This is a genomic window from Polynucleobacter sp. HIN8, from assembly GCF_030297615.1.
GTDB lineage: Bacteria > Pseudomonadota > Gammaproteobacteria > Burkholderiales > Burkholderiaceae > Polynucleobacter.
On the sequence record NZ_AP028139.1, the window covers coordinates 152218 to 170311 of the forward strand.

At 47.0% G+C, this 18094-nt stretch carries 16 protein-coding genes; 14 read left to right on the forward strand and 2 right to left on the reverse strand.

The window, feature by feature from the left end:
• Nucleotide 1: 1 nt before the first annotated feature.
• The 10 genes from murD (at nucleotide 2) to lpxC (ending at nucleotide 11450) form a co-directional block, all read left to right on the forward strand.
• Nucleotides 2-1687, forward strand: coding sequence for a UDP-N-acetylmuramoyl-L-alanine--D-glutamate ligase (murD, locus tag QUE65_RS00855; RefSeq protein ID WP_286281224.1), 1686 nt, complete (start codon nucleotides 2-4; stop codon nucleotides 1685-1687).
• Nucleotides 1684-2925, forward strand: coding sequence for a putative lipid II flippase FtsW (gene ftsW / locus QUE65_RS00860; RefSeq protein WP_215371068.1), 1242 nt, complete (start codon nucleotides 1684-1686; stop codon nucleotides 2923-2925). Before murD ends, ftsW begins: the two co-directional genes overlap by 4 nt.
• A 2-nt stretch (nucleotides 2926-2927) precedes the next feature.
• Nucleotides 2928-3992, forward strand: a complete 1065-nt coding sequence (murG, locus tag QUE65_RS00865; protein ID WP_286282369.1) for an undecaprenyldiphospho-muramoylpentapeptide beta-N-acetylglucosaminyltransferase — start codon at nucleotides 2928-2930, stop codon at nucleotides 3990-3992.
• Nucleotides 3989-5395, forward strand: a complete 1407-nt coding sequence (murC, locus tag QUE65_RS00870; protein WP_286281226.1) for a UDP-N-acetylmuramate--L-alanine ligase — start codon at nucleotides 3989-3991, stop codon at nucleotides 5393-5395. Before murG ends, murC begins: the two co-directional genes overlap by 4 nt.
• A complete protein-coding gene (locus QUE65_RS00875; RefSeq protein WP_286281228.1) occupies nucleotides 5388-6413 on the forward strand; it encodes a D-alanine--D-alanine ligase in 1026 nt (341 codons plus the stop codon). Before murC ends, QUE65_RS00875 begins: the two co-directional genes overlap by 8 nt.
• Nucleotides 6410-7312 (forward strand): cell division protein FtsQ/DivIB, encoded by a 903-nt coding sequence (locus tag QUE65_RS00880; RefSeq protein ID WP_286281230.1) that lies wholly within the window; start codon nucleotides 6410-6412, stop codon nucleotides 7310-7312. The genes QUE65_RS00875 and QUE65_RS00880 overlap by 4 nt, the downstream gene beginning before the upstream one ends.
• Nucleotides 7309-8538, forward strand: a complete 1230-nt coding sequence (gene ftsA, locus QUE65_RS00885; RefSeq protein WP_286281231.1) for a cell division protein FtsA — start codon at nucleotides 7309-7311, stop codon at nucleotides 8536-8538. The genes QUE65_RS00880 and ftsA overlap by 4 nt, the downstream gene beginning before the upstream one ends.
• Nucleotides 8539-8601: 63 nt before the next feature.
• Nucleotides 8602-9903: a cell division protein FtsZ gene (gene ftsZ, locus QUE65_RS00890; protein WP_286281233.1), complete on the forward strand. Its 1302-nt coding sequence runs from the start codon at nucleotides 8602-8604 to the stop codon at nucleotides 9901-9903.
• A 111-nt stretch (nucleotides 9904-10014) separates the two neighbouring features.
• The gene (locus tag QUE65_RS00895) at nucleotides 10015-10515 is read left to right on the forward strand and encodes a peroxiredoxin (protein WP_286281234.1); all 501 of its coding nucleotides are present in this window, start codon (nucleotides 10015-10017) and stop codon (nucleotides 10513-10515) included.
• Between the two features lie 20 nt (nucleotides 10516-10535).
• Nucleotides 10536-11450, forward strand: coding sequence for a UDP-3-O-acyl-N-acetylglucosamine deacetylase (gene lpxC, locus QUE65_RS00900; protein WP_286282370.1), 915 nt, complete (start codon nucleotides 10536-10538; stop codon nucleotides 11448-11450).
• Here the strand turns inward: lpxC and QUE65_RS00905 are convergent.
• Nucleotides 11440-11922 (reverse strand): hypothetical protein, encoded by a 483-nt coding sequence (locus QUE65_RS00905; protein ID WP_286281235.1) that lies wholly within the window; start codon nucleotides 11920-11922, stop codon nucleotides 11440-11442. The two genes, lpxC and QUE65_RS00905, sit on opposite strands and share 11 nt — an antisense overlap.
• Before the next feature lie 55 nt (nucleotides 11923-11977).
• Here QUE65_RS00905 and secA point away from each other — a divergent pair, with 55 nt between their 5' ends.
• The 4 genes from secA to QUE65_RS00925 are packed head-to-tail and all read left to right on the forward strand — an operon-like array spanning nucleotide 11978 to nucleotide 17322.
• Nucleotides 11978-14734, forward strand: a complete 2757-nt coding sequence (gene secA / locus QUE65_RS00910) for a preprotein translocase subunit SecA (protein ID WP_286281238.1) — start codon at nucleotides 11978-11980, stop codon at nucleotides 14732-14734.
• A 27-nt stretch (nucleotides 14735-14761) separates the two neighbouring features.
• Nucleotides 14762-15988 (forward strand): bifunctional glutamate N-acetyltransferase/amino-acid acetyltransferase ArgJ, encoded by a 1227-nt coding sequence (argJ, locus tag QUE65_RS00915; protein ID WP_286281240.1) that lies wholly within the window; start codon nucleotides 14762-14764, stop codon nucleotides 15986-15988.
• A gap of 29 nt (nucleotides 15989-16017) precedes the next feature.
• Nucleotides 16018-16884 carry an ATP-binding protein gene (locus QUE65_RS00920; RefSeq protein WP_286281241.1) on the forward strand — a complete coding sequence of 289 codons (867 nt, stop codon included), beginning with the start codon at nucleotides 16018-16020 and terminating at the stop codon, nucleotides 16882-16884.
• A gap of 3 nt (nucleotides 16885-16887) precedes the next feature.
• Nucleotides 16888-17322, forward strand: a complete 435-nt coding sequence (locus tag QUE65_RS00925; RefSeq protein WP_286281243.1) for an NUDIX domain-containing protein — start codon at nucleotides 16888-16890, stop codon at nucleotides 17320-17322.
• 18 nt (nucleotides 17323-17340) lie between these two features.
• On the opposite strand, the gene zapD is transcribed toward QUE65_RS00925, so the two are convergent.
• Nucleotides 17341-18093: a cell division protein ZapD gene (zapD, locus tag QUE65_RS00930; RefSeq protein ID WP_286281244.1), complete on the reverse strand. Its 753-nt coding sequence runs from the start codon at nucleotides 18091-18093 to the stop codon at nucleotides 17341-17343.
• Nucleotide 18094 lies beyond the last annotated feature (1 nt).

The window sequence follows — 18094 nt, forward strand, 5'->3', positions numbered from 1 at the left end:
AATGAACCAGCGATTACTCCATCCCTTCAACTCCAGTAAGAGCAATGATTTTGCTGGGCAGGGATCTCCTCACGTATTAATTGTGGGGATCGGTGAGTCTGGCTTCGCTATGGCGAAGTGGTGCCTATCTCAAGGCGCGCAGGTGCACCTTGCTGATACGCGTGCGCGAGAGGCGTTGAATTCGCAACAACAAAATTGGTTAAGTGAACTTGAGGGCTTTGGATTAAAAAGCTTTACCGAGCAGGCAAGTAATTGGAGTGTGCTGCTTGGGCAGATTGATATTTTGGGGATTAGTCCTGGTTTATCGCCACTCCAAGAGCCAGCTAAAACAATTTTGTCAATCTGTGAGGAACGCAAGATTGCTGTGTGGAGCGAAATCGAGTTTTTTGCACGTGCACTTGATGCACTTCATCAAATGGCATTGAAAGGCGGCACACGGTATCAGCCAAGCATTCTTGCGATTACCGGCACCAATGGCAAAACAACGACAAGTGCATTAACTGCACAAATATGTGAGCGAGCCGGTCGCCATGTTGCGTTGGCTGGCAATATTAGTCCAGCTGCTCTTGAAAAATTGAGCGCTGTATTAAAAGAGGCCAAGAGTTCTGATGACTTGCCTCAAATTTGGGTATTGGAGTTATCGAGTTTTCAGTTGCACTTTACTCATACCCTGAATCCAACTGCATCAACTATTCTTAATCTCTCCCAAGACCACTTGGATTGGCATGGCGATATGAATTCGTATGCCGCTGCCAAAGCTCGAATTTTAGGAAGCGATTCCGTTTTGGTGCTGAATCGAGATGACCCTTTAGTCAACGATGTATTCAGAAATGTAGTCGATCATAAGATCATCTCCTTCGGAAGTGATGCGCCAAACGAAAGCGACTCATTTGGTATAGAGCGCGATTTGAATGGTGGTGGAATTGATTGGTTGGTTTGGGCGGAGCCTGATGAAGCGACTCAAGCGATGGCACAGGAAGAGGCACAAGAGGGATTTATCAAGCGTCGTCGTAAGAAAAATAATGCGTATGAAGCCTCCGATACCTTGCGACTAAAGCGATTAATTCCTGCAGATGCCCTACGTATTCGGGGGCGACACAATGCCCTAAACGCCCTTGCTGCGCTCGCACTTGCTCGTGCTGCAGGATTGGGAATCGGCTTACTTTTACATGGCTTGCGTGAGTATCAAGGAGAGCCACATCGGGTTCAAACTGTCGCTGTGATTCGAGATGTGGAATACATTGACGATAGCAAGGGAACCAATGTGGGAGCAACGGTTGCTGCATTGATGGGCTTAGGGGTAGCCTCTGGCCAAAAAAATATATGGCTCATTGCGGGTGGTGATGGAAAGGGTCAAGACTTCACGCCTTTATCTGAACCCATCGAGCGATTTGTAAAAGGCCTCATCGTGATAGGTCGCGATGGCCCGGCTATTACGACTGTGTGTTCAAGTGCAGTCAGCCGAGGTATTTTGTTGGCTATTGAAGTGAAGGATCTAGAGTCGGCGGTTCAGTCGGCGGCTCAATACGCATCGGCCGGCGACATTGTTTTGTTATCCCCAGCGTGTGCGAGCTTTGATATGTTTAAAAACTATCAACATCGCGCTGAAGTTTTTGTGGGGGCTGTCCATGAGTTGATGAATCAGTGGAGCGATAGTCCCAATGAACATCTGGGGGCGTCCGCATGAACCTTCGTCAGAACCGTTTTTGGAATATTTCGCGCGAGGGCTTTGATGGGTTTCGTTCGGGGCTACGCGATGCCGTATCTGGTGTTGAGCAAACGCGATCGCGCATGATGGAATATGACCAATTACTGGTTTGGGCAGTGTTGTCATTGAGTCTGATTGGCCTAGTCATGGTCTATTCGGCCTCCATTACTCTGGCTGATGGCCCTAAATATGCCAACTACAGCAGCAACCATTTTTTAGTACGTCATCTCATCTCTCTTGGGATTGCGGTCTTCGTTGGTTTTTGGGTATTTAAGATTCCGGTGAAGACTTGGGATAAGTTAGCACCATATATCTTTGCATTCACAATCCTATTATTAATTGCTGTTTTGATTCCTGGAATCGGTAAGGGAGTCAATGGAGCGCGACGTTGGATTTCTCTAGGAGTAATGAATTTCCAACCCTCTGAGTTGATGAAGTTCGCTGTCATCATCTTTGCAGCCAGTTACACGGTGCAACGTCAAGAGTATCTGCATTCTTTTGTGAAAGGCTTTGTGCCCATGGGGCTAGCGGTTGCCTTAGTTGGTCTTTTGCTCATGCTGGAACCCGATATGGGGGCCTTTATGGTCATTGCCATCATCGCCATGGGCATTCTGTTCCTTGGCGGCATTAATGCCAAATTGTTTGCTGGCCTAACGATTGTGGGCGTGTTGATTGTGACAACTGTGATCGCTTTATCCGAGTTTAGACGGCAGCGCATCTTTGCATTTTTAGACCCTTGGCAAGCGGAGCATGCGGCTCGAAAGGGTTATCAGCTGGTTCACTCACTGATGGCTTTTGGACGTGGAGAGTGGTTTGGTGTTGGTTTAGGAGGTAGTGTTGAGAAGTTGCATTACTTACCTGAAGCTCATACGGATTTCATCTTGGCTGTGATTGGTGAAGAACTTGGTTTTATAGGTGTATTTGTAGTGATCCTACTTTTTTACTGGATCGTACGTCGGGCATTTCTGATTGGACGTACTGCGTTGCAATTGGACCGAAGCTTTGCAGGTTTATGCGCCAAGGGTGTTGGCATTTGGATCGGTTGGCAAGCCTTTATCAATATGGGCGTGAACTTAGGCATTTTGCCAACTAAAGGTTTGACTTTGCCGCTGGTCAGTTACGGTGGCTCAGCGATTCTTATGAATATGGTTGCCTTCGCGGTCTTACTAAAAATTGATTATGAGAACCGAATTTTGATGCGCGGAGGCAAGCTATGACGATGGCCACGCGCTCCGTCTTAGTAATGGCCGGTGGCACTGGTGGGCATATTTTCCCTGGGTTAGCCGTTGCGGAGTGTTTGCGCAATCAAGGGTGGACCGTAGCTTGGATGGGTAATCCCACTGGTATGGAATATCGTTTAGTGCCTGCAAAAGGATTTGCTTTTGAGGGCGTGAAATTTAGTGGTCTGCGCGGCAAGGGCATGCTGACAAAGGTGCTCATGCCATTTCGGCTAGCTCGCGCGATGATGCAAAGCTGGAAAATTCTGCGTCGCTTAAAGCCAAGTGTGGTGTTGGGTATGGGAGGCTATATCACCTTCCCAGGCGGCTTAGTAAGTTACCTCATGGGTCGGCCTTTGGTGCTGCATGAGGCTAACTCCGTAGCTGGAAGCGCTAATCGAGTGTTAGCACGATTCGCAACTCGAGTTCTTACTGGATTTCCAAAAACACTGAAAGAAGCCCAATGGGTTGGTAATCCAATACGTGAGAGTTTTGAGAGGTTAAGTGATTGTAAGACGCGCTATGGCAAGCGCCAGGGTCCGCTGCATTTACTTATTGTGGGTGGAAGTTTAGGGGCCGCTGCACTCAATACAGTGGTTCCTGAGGCTTTGGCGTTGTTACCTGCTGATCGGCGCCCAAATGTGCTTCATCAGACTGGCGAGCAGCATTTAGAGACGGTTACTAAGACCTATCAGCAATTGGGTGTTAATGGTGAGCTAAAGCCATTTATTGACGACATGGCCGCAGCCTACGCCAATGCAGATTTAGTAATTTGCCGTGCTGGAGCGATGACCGTATCAGAAATCTCTGCTGCTGGGGTTGCTGCGTGTTTTGTGCCATTTCCGTATGCGATTGATGATCATCAGACCGCAAATGCGCGTTTCCTCTCAGACGCAAAGGCTGCAATCCTGATACCTCAATCTCAGTTGGATGGCGATTCTTTAGCAAACTTAGTTTTGGGATTACGGCGTGAAGATTTAGCCGAAATGGCTGTAAAAGCGCAAGCACTTGCTAAGTTTCATGCGACCGAAGAAGTTGCTTCCATTTGCGAGGAGTGCGCCCGATGAAACATATCGTCCAGCACGTTCATTTTGTGGGGATTGGTGGAGCCGGTATGTGCGGTATCGCTGAGGTCCTGCTGAATCTAGGGTATCGCGTTTCAGGATCAGATTTGGCCGAGTCGGCAGTCACAAAACGATTAATGACATTAGGCGCACAAATTGAGATTGGCCATGATGCAAAGAATATTGGTAATGCTGAAGCAGTGGTAATTTCTTCAGCAGTGACCGGTAACAATCCAGAGGTACTTGCCGCAAGAGCCAATCGGATCCCGGTGATTCAGCGTGCTGTAATGCTTGGGGAGTTAATGCGTCTTAAGCAAGGAATTGCCATTGCCGGTACGCATGGCAAAACTACTACAACGAGTTTGGTTGCCTCAGTGCTCGCTCAGGGTGGATTAGATCCAACCTTTGTGATTGGTGGAAAGTTAAATTCTGCCGGTGTCAATGCACGTTTGGGGCAAGGTGACTTCATTGTGGTTGAGGCCGATGAATCCGATGCCTCATTCTTACAGCTGTATCCAGCAATGGAAGTTATTACGAATATCGATGCTGATCACATGGATACGTATCAGCACGACATGGCACGTTTGAAACAAACGTTTGTGCAGTTTACTCAGCGAATGCCATTTTATGGAATCGCAGTACTTTGCATTGAGGATGCAAATGTTCGAGACATTCTGCCCTTTGTTTCGCAGCCTATCTTACGTTACGGATTTTCTGAAGATGCTGATATTCGTGCAACGGATATCAAAGCCGTTGGTACGCAAATGCATTTCAAGGTTCATCGTCGCGCAATTCGCCGGCATGGCCCAAGACCCGGATCGTTACCAATCATTCTAAATTTACCCGGTAAGCACAATGTATTGAATGCGTTAGCAGCTATTGGAATTGCTACTGAACTAGGCGTGAACGATGATGCCATTGTGAATGCCTTATTGCAATTTAGTGGCGTCGGACGTCGTTTTCAGCACTATGGAGATATTTCATTAGCGCATGGCGGAGCATTTACCTTGATTGATGATTATGGTCATCATCCAGTTGAAATGAATGCAACCTTAGCGGCTGCACGCGGCGCTTATCCAAATCGACGTTTAGTTTTAGCATTTCAGCCTCATCGATTTACTCGCACTCGCGATTGTTTTGGTGAATTCGTCAATGTGTTGCGCCAGTTTGATGCAGTGGTTCTCACGAATGTTTATCCGGCTGGTGAAGCACGGATTGCCGGCGCTGATAGTAAAAGTCTGATGAAGGCTCTTGGTAAATCAACCTCAGTTCAGGTGGTTGAAGATCTCCAAGAGATTCCTCTGGCCTTGAGCGGACTTCTAAAAAATGGCGATGTTTTGATTACGATGGGCGCGGGTTCCATTTCCAAGTTGCCTCAGATGCTTGTGGAGATTGGTCATGTCTAAGCCACAACGCATTTCTTCATGGGGTCAGGAAGTTACTTTGCAACTCGCTCAGTTCGACCCTAAACAATTTGGGCGCGTTGGAGTATTAATGGGCGGACGTTCCGCAGAGCGTGAGATTTCTCTTTTATCCGGTCAAGGGGTACTCAACGCGCTTTTGGAAAAGGGCATTGATGCACATGCCTTTGATCCAGGGGTGCGTAGTCCTGTAGATATTTCTAATGAGCAATTTGATCGCGTCTTTATTGCACTGCATGGCCGTTATGGTGAAGATGGAACCATTCAAGGTCTTCTCGAGTTACTTAATATTCCATATACCGGTAGTGGTGTTTTGGCCTCTGCGTTATCGATTGATAAGGTGGTTACTAAGCAAATTTGGTTAAGCAATCAATTACCAACACCACGCTATGAGGTCTTAACCAGTGACAGCAATTGGGATCGAATTGCTAATCATCTGGGACTGCCGATCATTGTGAAGCCTGCACACGAGGGATCTTCCTTGGGCTTGAGTAAAGTGCGGCACGTGGAAGATCTACCGGCAGCTTACGCATTAGCAGCCAAATTGGATCGACGAGTTTTGGCGGAGACCTGCATTGTTGGTCCAGAACTAACCTGCCCGATAGTGGGTCACGGCGCGAGTGTCCAGGCGTTGCCACTAATCCAAATTATTCCCCCTGAAGCTGGTTATGACTTTCATCACAAATATTTTTCGGATGAAACTCAATATCGCTGCCCTCCAGGACTTGATCCCGAGCTTGAGAATCAGATTCAGGAGCTTGCGATATCGGCTTATCGAGCGCTAGGTTGTCGGATGTGGGCACGTGCAGATGTCATGCTCGATGCGGCAAATCAGAACAAGCCATATTTATTAGAAATGAACACATCGCCAGGAATGACCTCGCATTCACTGGTTCCAATGGCGGCTAAAGCGGCTGGTGTTCCCTATGCCGATCTTGTGGTGTGGATCCTAAGCCAGACCTTAGAGGACACACTTTCTCCACTTGGAGTCCATAGATCATGACCATGATGCAACGGATCTCTGAGGGAATCGGCTTTGTCATTGCGCCGGTTTGGAACTATCCCGAACGGATGCAAGAAATCACGCGATGGCTAATGCGGTTCTTTATTTTGGCTGTTGTGCTATCCATTTTTATTTGGCTCAGTCAGCAACCCGTGTTTACATTAAAACAGTTACAGATTGAATCGGCTGGCAATCAAGACTTAAAGCACCTCCAGCTGCCTGCAGTACGCAGTCAGGTCTTAGATAAAGTTCAGGGTAATTTTTTTAGTGTTCGTTTACAAGATGTAAAAAATGCTTTCGAGGCATTTCCTTGGGTGCGTCATGCCAGCGTTCGCCGGGCTTGGCCCAATGGTTTGATTGTTAGTATTGAAGAGCAAAAACCGTTAGGGGTTTGGGGAAAAGCCGATCAACAGAAATTAATTAATGTTCACGGCGAAGTATTTGATGGCTCAATCGCCGAGCTAGACGAAAACACTCCCATCATTGAGTTTAGTGGCCCAGATGGATCAAGTAAGGAAGTGCTTCGTCTTTATCAAAAAGCCAGCATCTGGTTTAGGCCATGGGATGCTGAGATCAAATCATTAACACTTTCTGATCGGTACGCATGGCATATCAAGCTTAGTAATGGCGTCCGCATTGAGTTTGGGCGCGAGGAAGAGCAGGCAAAAGGCGCCTTAGAGCAACGCGTCGCACAGCTTTTGCAATATTGGCCACAGGTTCAACAAAAATGGCCAAATCGGGTTGACGCAGTCGATCTGCGCTATGCCAATGGGTTTGCTGTACATATTGTTGGCGCTCCAACTAAGCCAAGCACGCCCGCGATCAAGGTTGAACTACCCAAGGCGTATCAAATCGCCATTATGAGTCATGACGAGCAACGTATCGAGGAATGGAAATGAGTAAAGACAGCCGCGATTTATTGGTTGGGTTGGATATTGGCACATCAAAAGTGGTGGCACTGGTTGCCGAGCTAAGCCCTGATGGTGAATTTAATGTGTTGGGCTTAGGTCAGACTTCCTCTAAAGGTTTGAAAAAAGGGGTAGTAGTCAATATCGAGGCCACGGTTCAGTCCATTCAGAAGGCACTCGAGGAAGCAGAGTTGATGTCCGATCGTCGGATTGCCCAGGTTTATACCGGCATCGCTGGTAATCACATCGTGAGTTTTAACTCAAGCGGCATGGTTGCGATTCGTGACAAGGAGGTTGGCTCTGGTGATGTGGAGCGAGTTCTTGAAACAGCTAAAGCAATCAATATTCCTACCGATCAACAAATTCTTCATATTTTGATCCAGGAATTCATCATTGATGGCCAGGAGGATGTGCGTGAGCCGATTGGAATGAGCGGTATTCGTTTGGAGGTGAAGGTGCATATTGTCACTGGGGCGGTGAGTGCGGCACAAAATATTGTGAAGTGCGTCAGACGCTGTGGCCTTGAGGTCAATGATTTAATTTTGCAACCCCTTGCATCAAGTTTGGCAGTTCTTACGGAAGACGAAAAAGAATTAGGCGTTGTATTAATTGATATTGGGGGCGGTACAACCGATATTGCAATTCATAGTCAGGGATCGATTCGCCACACCGCAGTCATTCCAATTGCGGGTGATCAGATTACGAATGATATTGCGATGGCCCTACGAACCCCAACGGTTGAGGCGGAAGATTTAAAGATTCATCATGGGGTTGCTAAACAAGATATGGCTGACCCCAATGCGATGATCGATGTTCCGGGTGTGGGTGATCGTGAACCTCGCCCCATGTCTAAACAAGCACTTGCAGCGGTGATTGAGCCGCGCGTTGAAGAGCTATTCACCTTAGTGCGCAACATTATCCGTGAGTCAGGCTACGAGGACATGGTTTCCTCGGGAATTGTGTTGACAGGTGGCACCGCCATGATGCCAGGCATGGTTGAGTTGGCAGAGCAGGTTTTCTTAAAACCGGCACGTATTGGTGCTCCGGAATATCGCGGTCATTTACATGAGGTATTGAGAAGCCCACGTTACTCAACAGGGCTTGGTTTGCTAATGGAGGGTCAGGCGCAAATGGTACGAGGCCGTAGAGCGACTCAAGGCGGGAGTTTACAAGGCGTCGTTACTCGAATGAAGGAATGGTTTACAGGTAATTTTTGATTTTTTTCGTCGTCGTCAATCGGTGATCCATGGTGGAAAGCCGATTTTATTAAGGAGGGTGTTATGGAGTTTGAAATGATAGAACAGGAAACAGCTGGCAAAACCATCATCAAGGTGGTTGGTGTCGGAGGGGCTGGCGGCAATGCTGTCCAGCATATGATTCGTCGCAGCGTTAATGGCGTGGAGTTCATTTGTATGAACACCGATGCGGGAGCATTGCAGCGTTCGCAAGCGAGCTTAAATCTACAGTTGGGTGAGACCGGCCTTGGGGCCGGCGCAAAGCCAGAGGTGGGTGCAGCTTCAGCGGAGCAGGCCCGCTCACGTATTGCGGATGCTTTACAAGGCGCACATATGGTGTTTATTACCGCAGGCATGGGAGGTGGCACTGGCACCGGAGCTGCGCCAGTGGTTGCTCAAGTTGCTAAAGAAATGGGCATCCTAACGGTTGGTGTCATTAGCAAGCCATTTGACTTTGAGGGCATCAAGCGCTTGAAAGTTGCCGAGCTGGGTGCGCAAGAGTTAGAGAAACACGTTGATTCATTAATCGTCGTTTTGAATGAAAAGCTCTTTGAAGTGATGGGAGAGGATGCAGAATTTGATAAAGCCTTTGCTTGCGCAGATGATGTATTGCATAACGCCGTATCCGGTATTGCCGAGATCATTAATGAGCAGGGTTTAATCAACGTCGACTTTGAAGATGTGAAGACCGTCATGAGTGAGCAAGGTAAAGCCATGATGGGAACGGCAACCGTATCTGGAATGGATCGGGCGCGTTTGGCTGCTGAGGCTGCTGTTGCTTCGCCATTACTTGAGGGAGTTGATTTATCGGGTGCACGAGGTGTGTTGGTCAATATCACCGCCAGTCGTTCATTGAAGTTATCCGAGACCCGTGAGGTGATGGCAGCTATCCGAGGTTATGCTGCTGAGGATGCCACGGTAATTTTTGGAACCGTCTATGACGATAGCCTAGGCGATGCTTTACGGGTAACCGTAGTGGCGACTGGGCTTAATGGCTCTCAATCGCTCCAAAAAGATCAACCCCAATTAATCTGGCGCGCTGCCACAGGGACGAATGATGCAAGCCCAACGATGACCACTTTGGGTGATTTTGCTCCGACCAGTCCAGCCGCGGCGATGAGCCGTAATGCTGCTCAAGCGTCAAGCGCCATGGGCTCAAGCCCGGCTGCCCCGATTAATGCAGCAGTTGATTATGGTCAGTTTGATGTTCCAAAGGTATTTCGTAATTCTCGAGAGTCTGTGCCTCCAAGCCTTGGTGCCGATAGTTCACCACAGGCCAAGGCAATGCTTGAGAAGGGGGCGGATTACTATGAGATACCTGCCTTTTTAAGGAAGCAAGCAGACTAGTAAATAAACCATACAATAGTGGCTTCGAGGATTGCTAATTCAGTCGCCCCTCCGGACGACGAATCCAGCGCCTGCGTTAGCACCCCAAACCACTATTGATATGGAGATAACATGATTGCAGTAGGACAAAAATTACCCAACGCCACCCTCTATGAGTTTTTTGATGAAGAGCGCGATGGCTGCTCCTTGGGCCCAAATTCATTTGAAGTTGAAAAATTAACTGCCGGTAAAAAGATTGTAGTTTTTGCGTTACCTGGTGCTTTTACACCAACCTGCTCGGCTAAACATGTTCCTGGATTTGTGGAACACTTTGATGCGATTAAAGCCAAGGGAGTCGATGAGATCTGGTGCGTTTCTGTGAATGATCCATTTGTGATGGGCGCATGGGGACGGGACTTAAAGGTTGGTAAGAAAGTGCGTATGTTGGGTGACGGTAGTGCTGAGTTCACCAAAAAGTTAGGTATGGAATTTGATCTCACCGCTCGCGGTCTTGGTGTTCGTTCCCAACGCTATGCCATGATTGTTGATAACGGCGTTGTTAAGCATTTAGCGCTCGAAGCACCTGGCAAGTTTGAAGTTAGTGATGCCGCAAATACCTTAAAGCATCTCTAATTAATGTGATGTAAGCCATGGTGCTTAAACAAAAAACCTTAGCACAGCCGATCAAAACGGTCGGCATTGGCTTGCATTCTGGTCGTAAGTCGACATTAACAATTAAACCCGCACCAATTGATTTTGGAATTCAGTTTGTGCGGGTTGATATGCCTAATGCAGCCCCAATTCCAGCTCATGCGTTAGCAGTCTGTGATACCCGCTTGGCCTCGGTAATTCAGAGTCAAGGTGTCAAGGTTTCTACAGTTGAGCATTTGCTCTCCGCTTGTTCAGGTTTGGGGCTGGATAACTTATTAATTGAGGTGGATGCGGAAGAGGTGCCGATCATGGATGGCAGCGCCGCCTCTTTTCTTTTTTTAATTGAATCAGCCGGTACTGTTGAACAAGAAGCACCACGTAAATTTATGGTGATTCAACGTGTGATTGAAGTGCGCGAAGGCAATAAATTAGCGCGCTTGGAGCCATACTATGGATTTAAGTTAGATTTCACGATCGACTTTAAGCACCCAGCAGTAGACAAAACGGGGCAGCGTTTTATGGTTGATTTTGCTGAACATGCTTACCGTAGTGAAATTGGCCGTGCTCGTACGTTTGGATTTGCGCACGAGGTTGAGGCACTTCGTGAGATTGGCCTGGCCCGAGGCGGTAGCTTGGATAATGCGATCGTGCTTGATGAGCACCGTATCTTAAATAATGAAGAGTTGCGTTACGACGATGAATTTGTGCGTCACAAAATTCTGGATGCCATCGGCGATCTTTATCTAGCCGGTCACCCAATTGTGGGCGCTTATACTGCAGAAAAGTCAGGCCATGCTCTAAACAATGCATTGTTAAGAAAGCTTTTGGATGACCCTAGTTCGTATTCAATTGAGACATTTGATAAAAGCAGTGCCCCAGCAGCTTATTTGCAAATCCCCGAGAGCATCAACGTTTAGTTTTTCTATTTTTTAATAAGCTTTCGATCGATTGCCGCAGGGAGGATTGCAGAGGTAGTTTTTGATAAAGCCCTTCCCAGGCACTTTGAGCTGCTTGAGTAAATTCTGGGGTTTCTTCATTTCTTCTATTGGGATTCACTGATGAATGGTTGGGTCTTACCTTTACCCGAACCTCATGAATGACCCAGTGATACTGGCCGAGTTTTTTGGCAATACTTGGGGCCATTTGCTGAAGGCGGGTACCAATCGTGGCACTGGGGACCACTAAAACAAGCTCACTGGGACGATCGGGGCGCCATTCAACTAAAAGGGCCTGGCTAATCGATTCATAACCCTGAGAATGCAGGACCCGCTTAACCGCATGGGCCAGGGCATCATGCTTTTTGGCCCGCTCAAGAAGCTTTTTTAAGCCTTCCTCATGGGCTAGGCAATCCTGCCACGGCAGGGCCAACTTCACTAGGGGCTTATTCATCAAAGGAGGGCTCGCGGGTGATAAACTCAATAGCTAAAATTTTTTCTAGATTCTTATGGTACTTGGTCTTATTAAAACACTGGTTGGTAGTAGCAACGACCGCCTCCTCAAGCAATATCGCAAGGTTGTTTCAAAGGTAAATGCACTAGAGCCCAATCTCCAGGCTTTAGATAATTCAGCGCTGCAGGCAAAAACGGCTGAATTTAAGCAACGGATTGCAGCCGGCGAGGCTTTGGACGACTTGGCTGCGGAAGCATTTGCGGTTGTTCGTGAGGCCAGCGTTCGCGTCATGAAAATGCGCCATTTTGACGTTCAGATCATGGGGGCTCTGGCGCTTCATCAGGGAAAAATCGCTGAAATGGGGACCGGCGAAGGTAAAACCCTAACCGCAACCTTGGCCGTTTACTTAAATGCACTCTCTGGCAAGGGTGTCCATGTCGTTACTGTTAATGATTATCTGGCAGAACGCGATGCGGAGTGGATGTCAAAACTCTATACCTTTTTAGGGTTGACCGTTGGGATTAACTTGTCCCAAATGGATCATGCAGCCAAACAAAAAGCATATGCAGCCGATATTACCTATGGAACCAATAATGAGTTTGGTTTTGATTATCTACGCGACAATATGGTTCAGGATGTGGCGCAGCGCGTACAACGTAGCCTTTCCTATGCCATTGTTGACGAGGTTGATTCAATTCTGATTGATGAAGCCCGTACCCCCTTGATTATTTCAGGGCAGGCTGAAGACCATACCGATCTTTATATCAAGATGAACGCATTGCCTGCTCATCTTGATCCTCAGTTGGGTGAAGAGAAATCCGATGGCTCAGGCGTGATTAAGCCAGGCGATTACTGGGTCGATGAAAAGTCCCATCAAGTTTATTTGACTGAGCGTGGCCATGAAAAAGCAGAGCAAATTCTGACTCAAATTGGTCTATTAAAAGAGGGCGATTCCTTATACGCCCCGCAAAATATTAATTTGATGCATCACCTCTATGCGGCCCTACGCGCACATTCGCTGTATCACCGAGATCAGCATTATGTTGTTCAGGGCGGTGAGGTCATTATTGTGGATGAGTTCACTGGTCGATTAATGCAAGGTCGGCGCTGGTCGGATGGTTTGCATCAAGCGGTGGAGGCAAAAGAGAAAGTGGGGATTCAGAACGAGAATCAAACACTCGCAACCATCACCTTCCAAAACTATTTCCGCATGTATCAGAAATTGGCTGGAATGACCGGAACGGCCGATACTGAAGCCTACGAATTCAAAGAAATCTATGGGCTTGAAACAGTTGTTATTCCACCTAATCGACCCAGTCGTCGCTTAGATCGGCAAGATCAAATTTACAAGACTTCGCCTGAGCGCTATGCAGCGGTCATCAAAGATATTAAAGACTGTTTTGAACGAGGTCAGCCAGTTCTGGTAGGCACTACATCGATTGAGAACTCAGAACTGATCTCTAAATTGCTTGATAAAGAAAAGCTATCCCATCAAGTTTTAAATGCAAAGCAACATGCGCGTGAGGCAGAAATTATTGCTCAAGCGGGCAGGCCCAAAATGATCACAATCGCTACTAATATGGCTGGTCGTGGAACCGACATTGTTTTGGGTGGCAATGTCGAGCGGCAATCGATTCTGATTGAGGCCGATGAGTCCTTAAGTGATGCTGAAAAGGCAAAACGAATTCAACAGTTAAAAGATGAATGGCAGGGCCTACACGATGCTGTAGTCAATGCCGGTGGTCTCCATATTATTGGTACCGAGCGTCATGAAAGTCGCCGAATCGATAACCAGTTGCGTGGCCGTGCTGGACGCCAGGGCGATCCCGGTTCATCGCGTTTCTATCTCTCCTTAGATGATCCCCTATTGCGTATTTTTGCAGGCGATCGTTTACGCGCTGTGATGGATCGTTTAAAAATGCCCGAGGGTGAGCCAATTGAAGCGGGGATGGTAACCCGTTCAATTGAATCCGCTCAACGTAAGGTCGAAGGCCGTAACTTTGATATTCGTAAGCAATTATTGGAGTATGACGATGTTGCTAATGATCAACGTAAAGAGACGTATCGTCTTCGTAATCAGATTCTTGAGAGTAAAGATATTGGTGATCTGATTGCCAACTTATGCGATGATGTCTTTACAGCAATCGTTCGCAATTATGTGCCAGTGGAATCGATGGAGGAGCAGTGGGATATTCCTGCTCTCGAACATCTCTTGGTGAATGAGTGGGGAATTTCCGTTGATCTTCAAGGCTGGATTGCTAATGCAGATACAGTGGACGATGAAGAGATCGTAACCCGCGTGATTGAGGCTGCTAAGAAAAACTACAAGGACAAAGAGGAACTCACTGGCCGCGAGTCGTTCGCTAGCTTTGAACGCTCGGTGATGTTGTACAGCTTAGATATGCATTGGCGTGAGCATTTGGCCGCGCTAGATCGATTGCGTCAAGGGATTCATTTGCGGGGATACGCCCAAAAAGATCCAAAGCAAGAGTATCGTCGTGAGGCATTTGAGCTTTACGCAGAATTACTTGATGTTGTGAAAAATGACGTGATTAAAACGGTCTTTACAGTTCAGATTAAGAGCGCCTCAGAGCTTGATGAAGCAACAGAGACCATTGCCGATGATGGTCAGGTCAAAGAGATGCAATTTAAGCATAATCAGTTTGCTGATGGAGAAAGTGTCCCGGTTGAGCAGGTTGAACATGCAATCGCACCGGCACCAGTGCGTGAGGGCCCAAAAATTGGTAGAAATGATCCTTGCCATTGCGCTAGTGGTAAGAAATACAAGCACTGCCACGGAAAAATTGCTTAATTTGGGGTTTGCCGTTCTAATTTAACGATGGCTGTCAATTTTCCAACCCTTGATCCCAAATCCCTAACTCCAATACCCGGGCTTGCCCTCGGAATTGCCGAGGCTGGTATCAAGCGTGCTAATCGCAAAGATGTTTTGGTGATGCGTTTGACCCCGGGATCTACAGTTGCAGGGGTTTTTACTCAAAATCGCTTTTGTGCTGCCCCTGTGCAGCTATGTAAACAGCACTTATTGGAAGCTAATCCGATTGAAGCGTTGATTGTGAACACTGGTAATGCCAATGCTGGGACTGGTGAAGAGGGTTTGCGTCGAGCCTTTCAGACCTGTGAGGTGCTGGCAGGGTCTTTTGGACTTAGTGCAGAACAAGTATTACCCTTCTCAACGGGGGTGATCATGGAGCAATTGCCAGCCGACAAAATTGTGGCAGTGATACCCCAAGCTGTTGCCCAATTGACAGAAGATAATTGGTTTGCGGCTGCGCAGGCTATCATGACCACCGATACTTTGCCCAAAGCAGCCTCTTTAACGATTAATACTGAACTTGGGCCAATTCATCTCACTGGCATCTCAAAAGGGGCTGGCATGATTCAGCCGAATATGGCAACCATGCTGGGTTTTGTGGGAACAAATGTTCAGATTGATCGAGGTCTGCTCCAAGAGTTAACTGCAGAGGCTGCCGATACATCATTTAATGCAATTACGATTGATGGCGATACCTCAACCAATGATTCTTTTATTGTGATGGCAACCGGCCAGTCTGCTATTCGAATTCAAAGTCGATCAGATCCGCTGTACGATGTTTTTCGAGAGGCTTTGATTACTATTTCTCAACAGTTAGCCCAATTGATTGTGCGTGATGGCGAGGGTGCCACTAAATTTATAACAATTTGTGTAAAAGGTGGCAAAAATACCCTTGAGTGCAAGCGAGTCGCAAAAGCAATCGCACATTCTCCTTTGGTTAAAACTGCGTTTTTTGCCAGTGATCCAAATTTGGGTCGTATTCTGGCTGCAGTGGGCTATGCCGGAATCGATGATCTCAATAGCAGTAAAGTTCAATTATGGCTAGATGATGTTTGGGTTGCAAAAGACGGCGGCCGACATCCGGACTATCAAGAAGAGCACGGTCAAGCCGTGATGAAACAAGCTGAAATAACCGTAACAGTTGATTTGGGAAGGGGCGATACGATGGGTACGGTTTGGACCTGTGATTTATCGCACGAGTATGTATCGATTAATGCGGATTACCGCTCTTAGCTAAATTCATTATTACGAGAACCTGAACTGTGAATGACAAGCTCGATCGTCTTTTAGATCATCTCGAAACATTTTTACCGAAGCCATTGAGTGATCAGGAGTGGCAAATAGCTAAAGCCTTTCGTTGGCAACGTCGGGATAGTATTTTTGGACGAATTGGATTCTTAAAGCCAGTTAAACACTTGTCCCCAATCTCGTTTAAAGATTTAAAGCATATTGATCGTCAACGCGATGCAATCATCGACAATACGCGACATTTTGTTGAAAAGAAACCTGCTAATAATATTTTATTAACGGGTGCACGTGGCACCGGTAAGTCCTCACTCATTAAGGCTTGCCTCAATGAATTTGCTTCTCAAGGTTTACGCTTAGTAGAGGTGGATAAAGATCACTTGGCAGATTTGCCTGACATCACTGAGATTCTTGCGGCTCGTCCGGAGCGATTTATTGTCTTTTGTGATGATTTATCGTTTGAAGAAGGTGAGTCTGGGTATAAGGCGATGAAGTCTGCGCTAGACGGTTCTATTTCTGCGCAGGTGGACAATATTTTGATTTATGCAACCTCGAATCGCCGCCATTTGTTACCCGAGTATATGAAAGACAACGAGTCTTATGTTCATACTGACGATGGTGAGATCCATCCAGGCGAGGTCGTTGAAGAGAAAATTTCTTTATCGGAACGTTTTGGCTTATGGCTTTCTTTTTATCCGCCAAGGCAAGAAGAATACCTCGCAATTGTGGCCCATTGGTTGGCGCATTTTGGGCTCTCTGACAAAGCCATTGAAGCAGCTCGTCCAGAAGCCCTAGTGTGGGCCCTAGAGCGTGGCTCACGCTCAGGTCGTGTAGCTTGGCAGTTTGCGAAACACTGGGTTGGTTCCCAGTCTGGCAAAAAGTAGTTTATGTCGGCTCAATCTCGGTCGATCGTTGAGGTCGCCGTCGGAATTCTTTTAAAAGAACAATCCCTTGTCTTAATGGGTAAACGACCCAGTGGAAAACCTTATGCAGGTTATTGGGAGTTTCCAGGTGGCAAACTAGAGGCCAATGAATCCATCACAACTGCATTGGAGCGTGAGTTGTATGAGGAACTTGGCATCCGAATTGCTTTAGATAAAAACCATTGTCATGAAATTATGACCTTAGAACACGATTACCCACACGCTTATGTTCGTCTACATGTATGCTTGATTGATCGTTGGGATGGCGATCCAGTTGGCTTAGAAAATCAAGAGCTATCTTGGCAAAATATATTCAATCAAGAGTTAACCATAAACCCTTTATTGCCAGCCGCCTGGCCAATGATTCAAAAAGTTCGTTCGTATTTGAGCGGCACGTAAACAATTGTGAGCCCAAAGTCAGAATTGACAGAAGGTTAACTTAAAGGGAATATCTTGATTGATTAGAGTAGGCTTAAGATCCTGCTCACACTTGAGTAGCCGAATCGAGACCAGATATTTATTAGCGCTGATCTCAGCAAAGAGCGAGGGATCTTCTAGCGTGATACGCATTAATTGGTAAACCTTGCCAGAGGGCGCTTGTTGGAAAGAGCCTTGATGAGCTAATACTTCTTTACTCTCTCCAGACTCACGAAGCAGGCGCAAAAATAAATGGCATGCTTCTTGCCATGGGAGCATCGGGTAAATAAACTTTTGTAAGAGCTCACGACGAGAAGAAGCGGGGCTGTGGCGCCAAGCATAAAAACCTGGCAGGTCAATCGGACTCGTTCCCCCTGGTGTGTGTAAGCGGGTACGAATTGCATTAAGCCATTCGTTTTCACCGATCAGTGCGTTTGGCTTGATAACTGACGCATTGACTTGGGCGCTTGCATGCTCTAATTCCATCATGGTGGATGCTAGTTTTTCTTGATCAACCTCTTTGGCATGTTTAAGTTGATTGAGTGCAAATTTCTGGCGCTCTAATTCTTTTAAAAGTAATGATTTGATATCGCCTCGGGCGCTAATGTCGCCTAGCTCAAAGAGAGTGGTCAAAGCATTGTGGTGTAGTTCGGGGTCGTCTGAGCGGGCAAAGTGATTAAACCGGTCGAACAAATACTCAAGTCGGAGCATGTTCCTGACCAGTTCATTAAACGGGTATTCGTAAATAATCACA

Coding starts and splice junctions, on each gene's coding strand:
- murD (WP_286281224.1), top strand. CDS start 2: ATGAACCAGCGATTACTCCATCCCTTCAACTCCAGTAAGAGCAATGAT.
- ftsW (WP_215371068.1), top strand. CDS start 1,684: ATGAACCTTCGTCAGAACCGTTTTTGGAATATTTCGCGCGAGGGCTTT.
- murG (WP_286282369.1), top strand. CDS start 2,928: ATGGCCACGCGCTCCGTCTTAGTAATGGCCGGTGGCACTGGTGGGCAT.
- murC (WP_286281226.1), top strand. CDS start 3,989: ATGAAACATATCGTCCAGCACGTTCATTTTGTGGGGATTGGTGGAGCC.
- QUE65_RS00875 (WP_286281228.1), top strand. CDS start 5,388: ATGTCTAAGCCACAACGCATTTCTTCATGGGGTCAGGAAGTTACTTTG.
- QUE65_RS00880 (WP_286281230.1), top strand. CDS start 6,410: ATGACCATGATGCAACGGATCTCTGAGGGAATCGGCTTTGTCATTGCG.
- ftsA (WP_286281231.1), top strand. CDS start 7,309: ATGAGTAAAGACAGCCGCGATTTATTGGTTGGGTTGGATATTGGCACA.
- ftsZ (WP_286281233.1), top strand. CDS start 8,602: ATGGAGTTTGAAATGATAGAACAGGAAACAGCTGGCAAAACCATCATC.
- QUE65_RS00895 (WP_286281234.1), top strand. CDS start 10,015: ATGATTGCAGTAGGACAAAAATTACCCAACGCCACCCTCTATGAGTTT.
- QUE65_RS00905 (WP_286281235.1), bottom strand. CDS start 11,922: ATGAATAAGCCCCTAGTGAAGTTGGCCCTGCCGTGGCAGGATTGCCTA.
- secA (WP_286281238.1), top strand. CDS start 11,978: ATGGTACTTGGTCTTATTAAAACACTGGTTGGTAGTAGCAACGACCGC.
- argJ (WP_286281240.1), top strand. CDS start 14,762: ATGGCTGTCAATTTTCCAACCCTTGATCCCAAATCCCTAACTCCAATA.
- QUE65_RS00925 (WP_286281243.1), top strand. CDS start 16,888: ATGTCGGCTCAATCTCGGTCGATCGTTGAGGTCGCCGTCGGAATTCTT.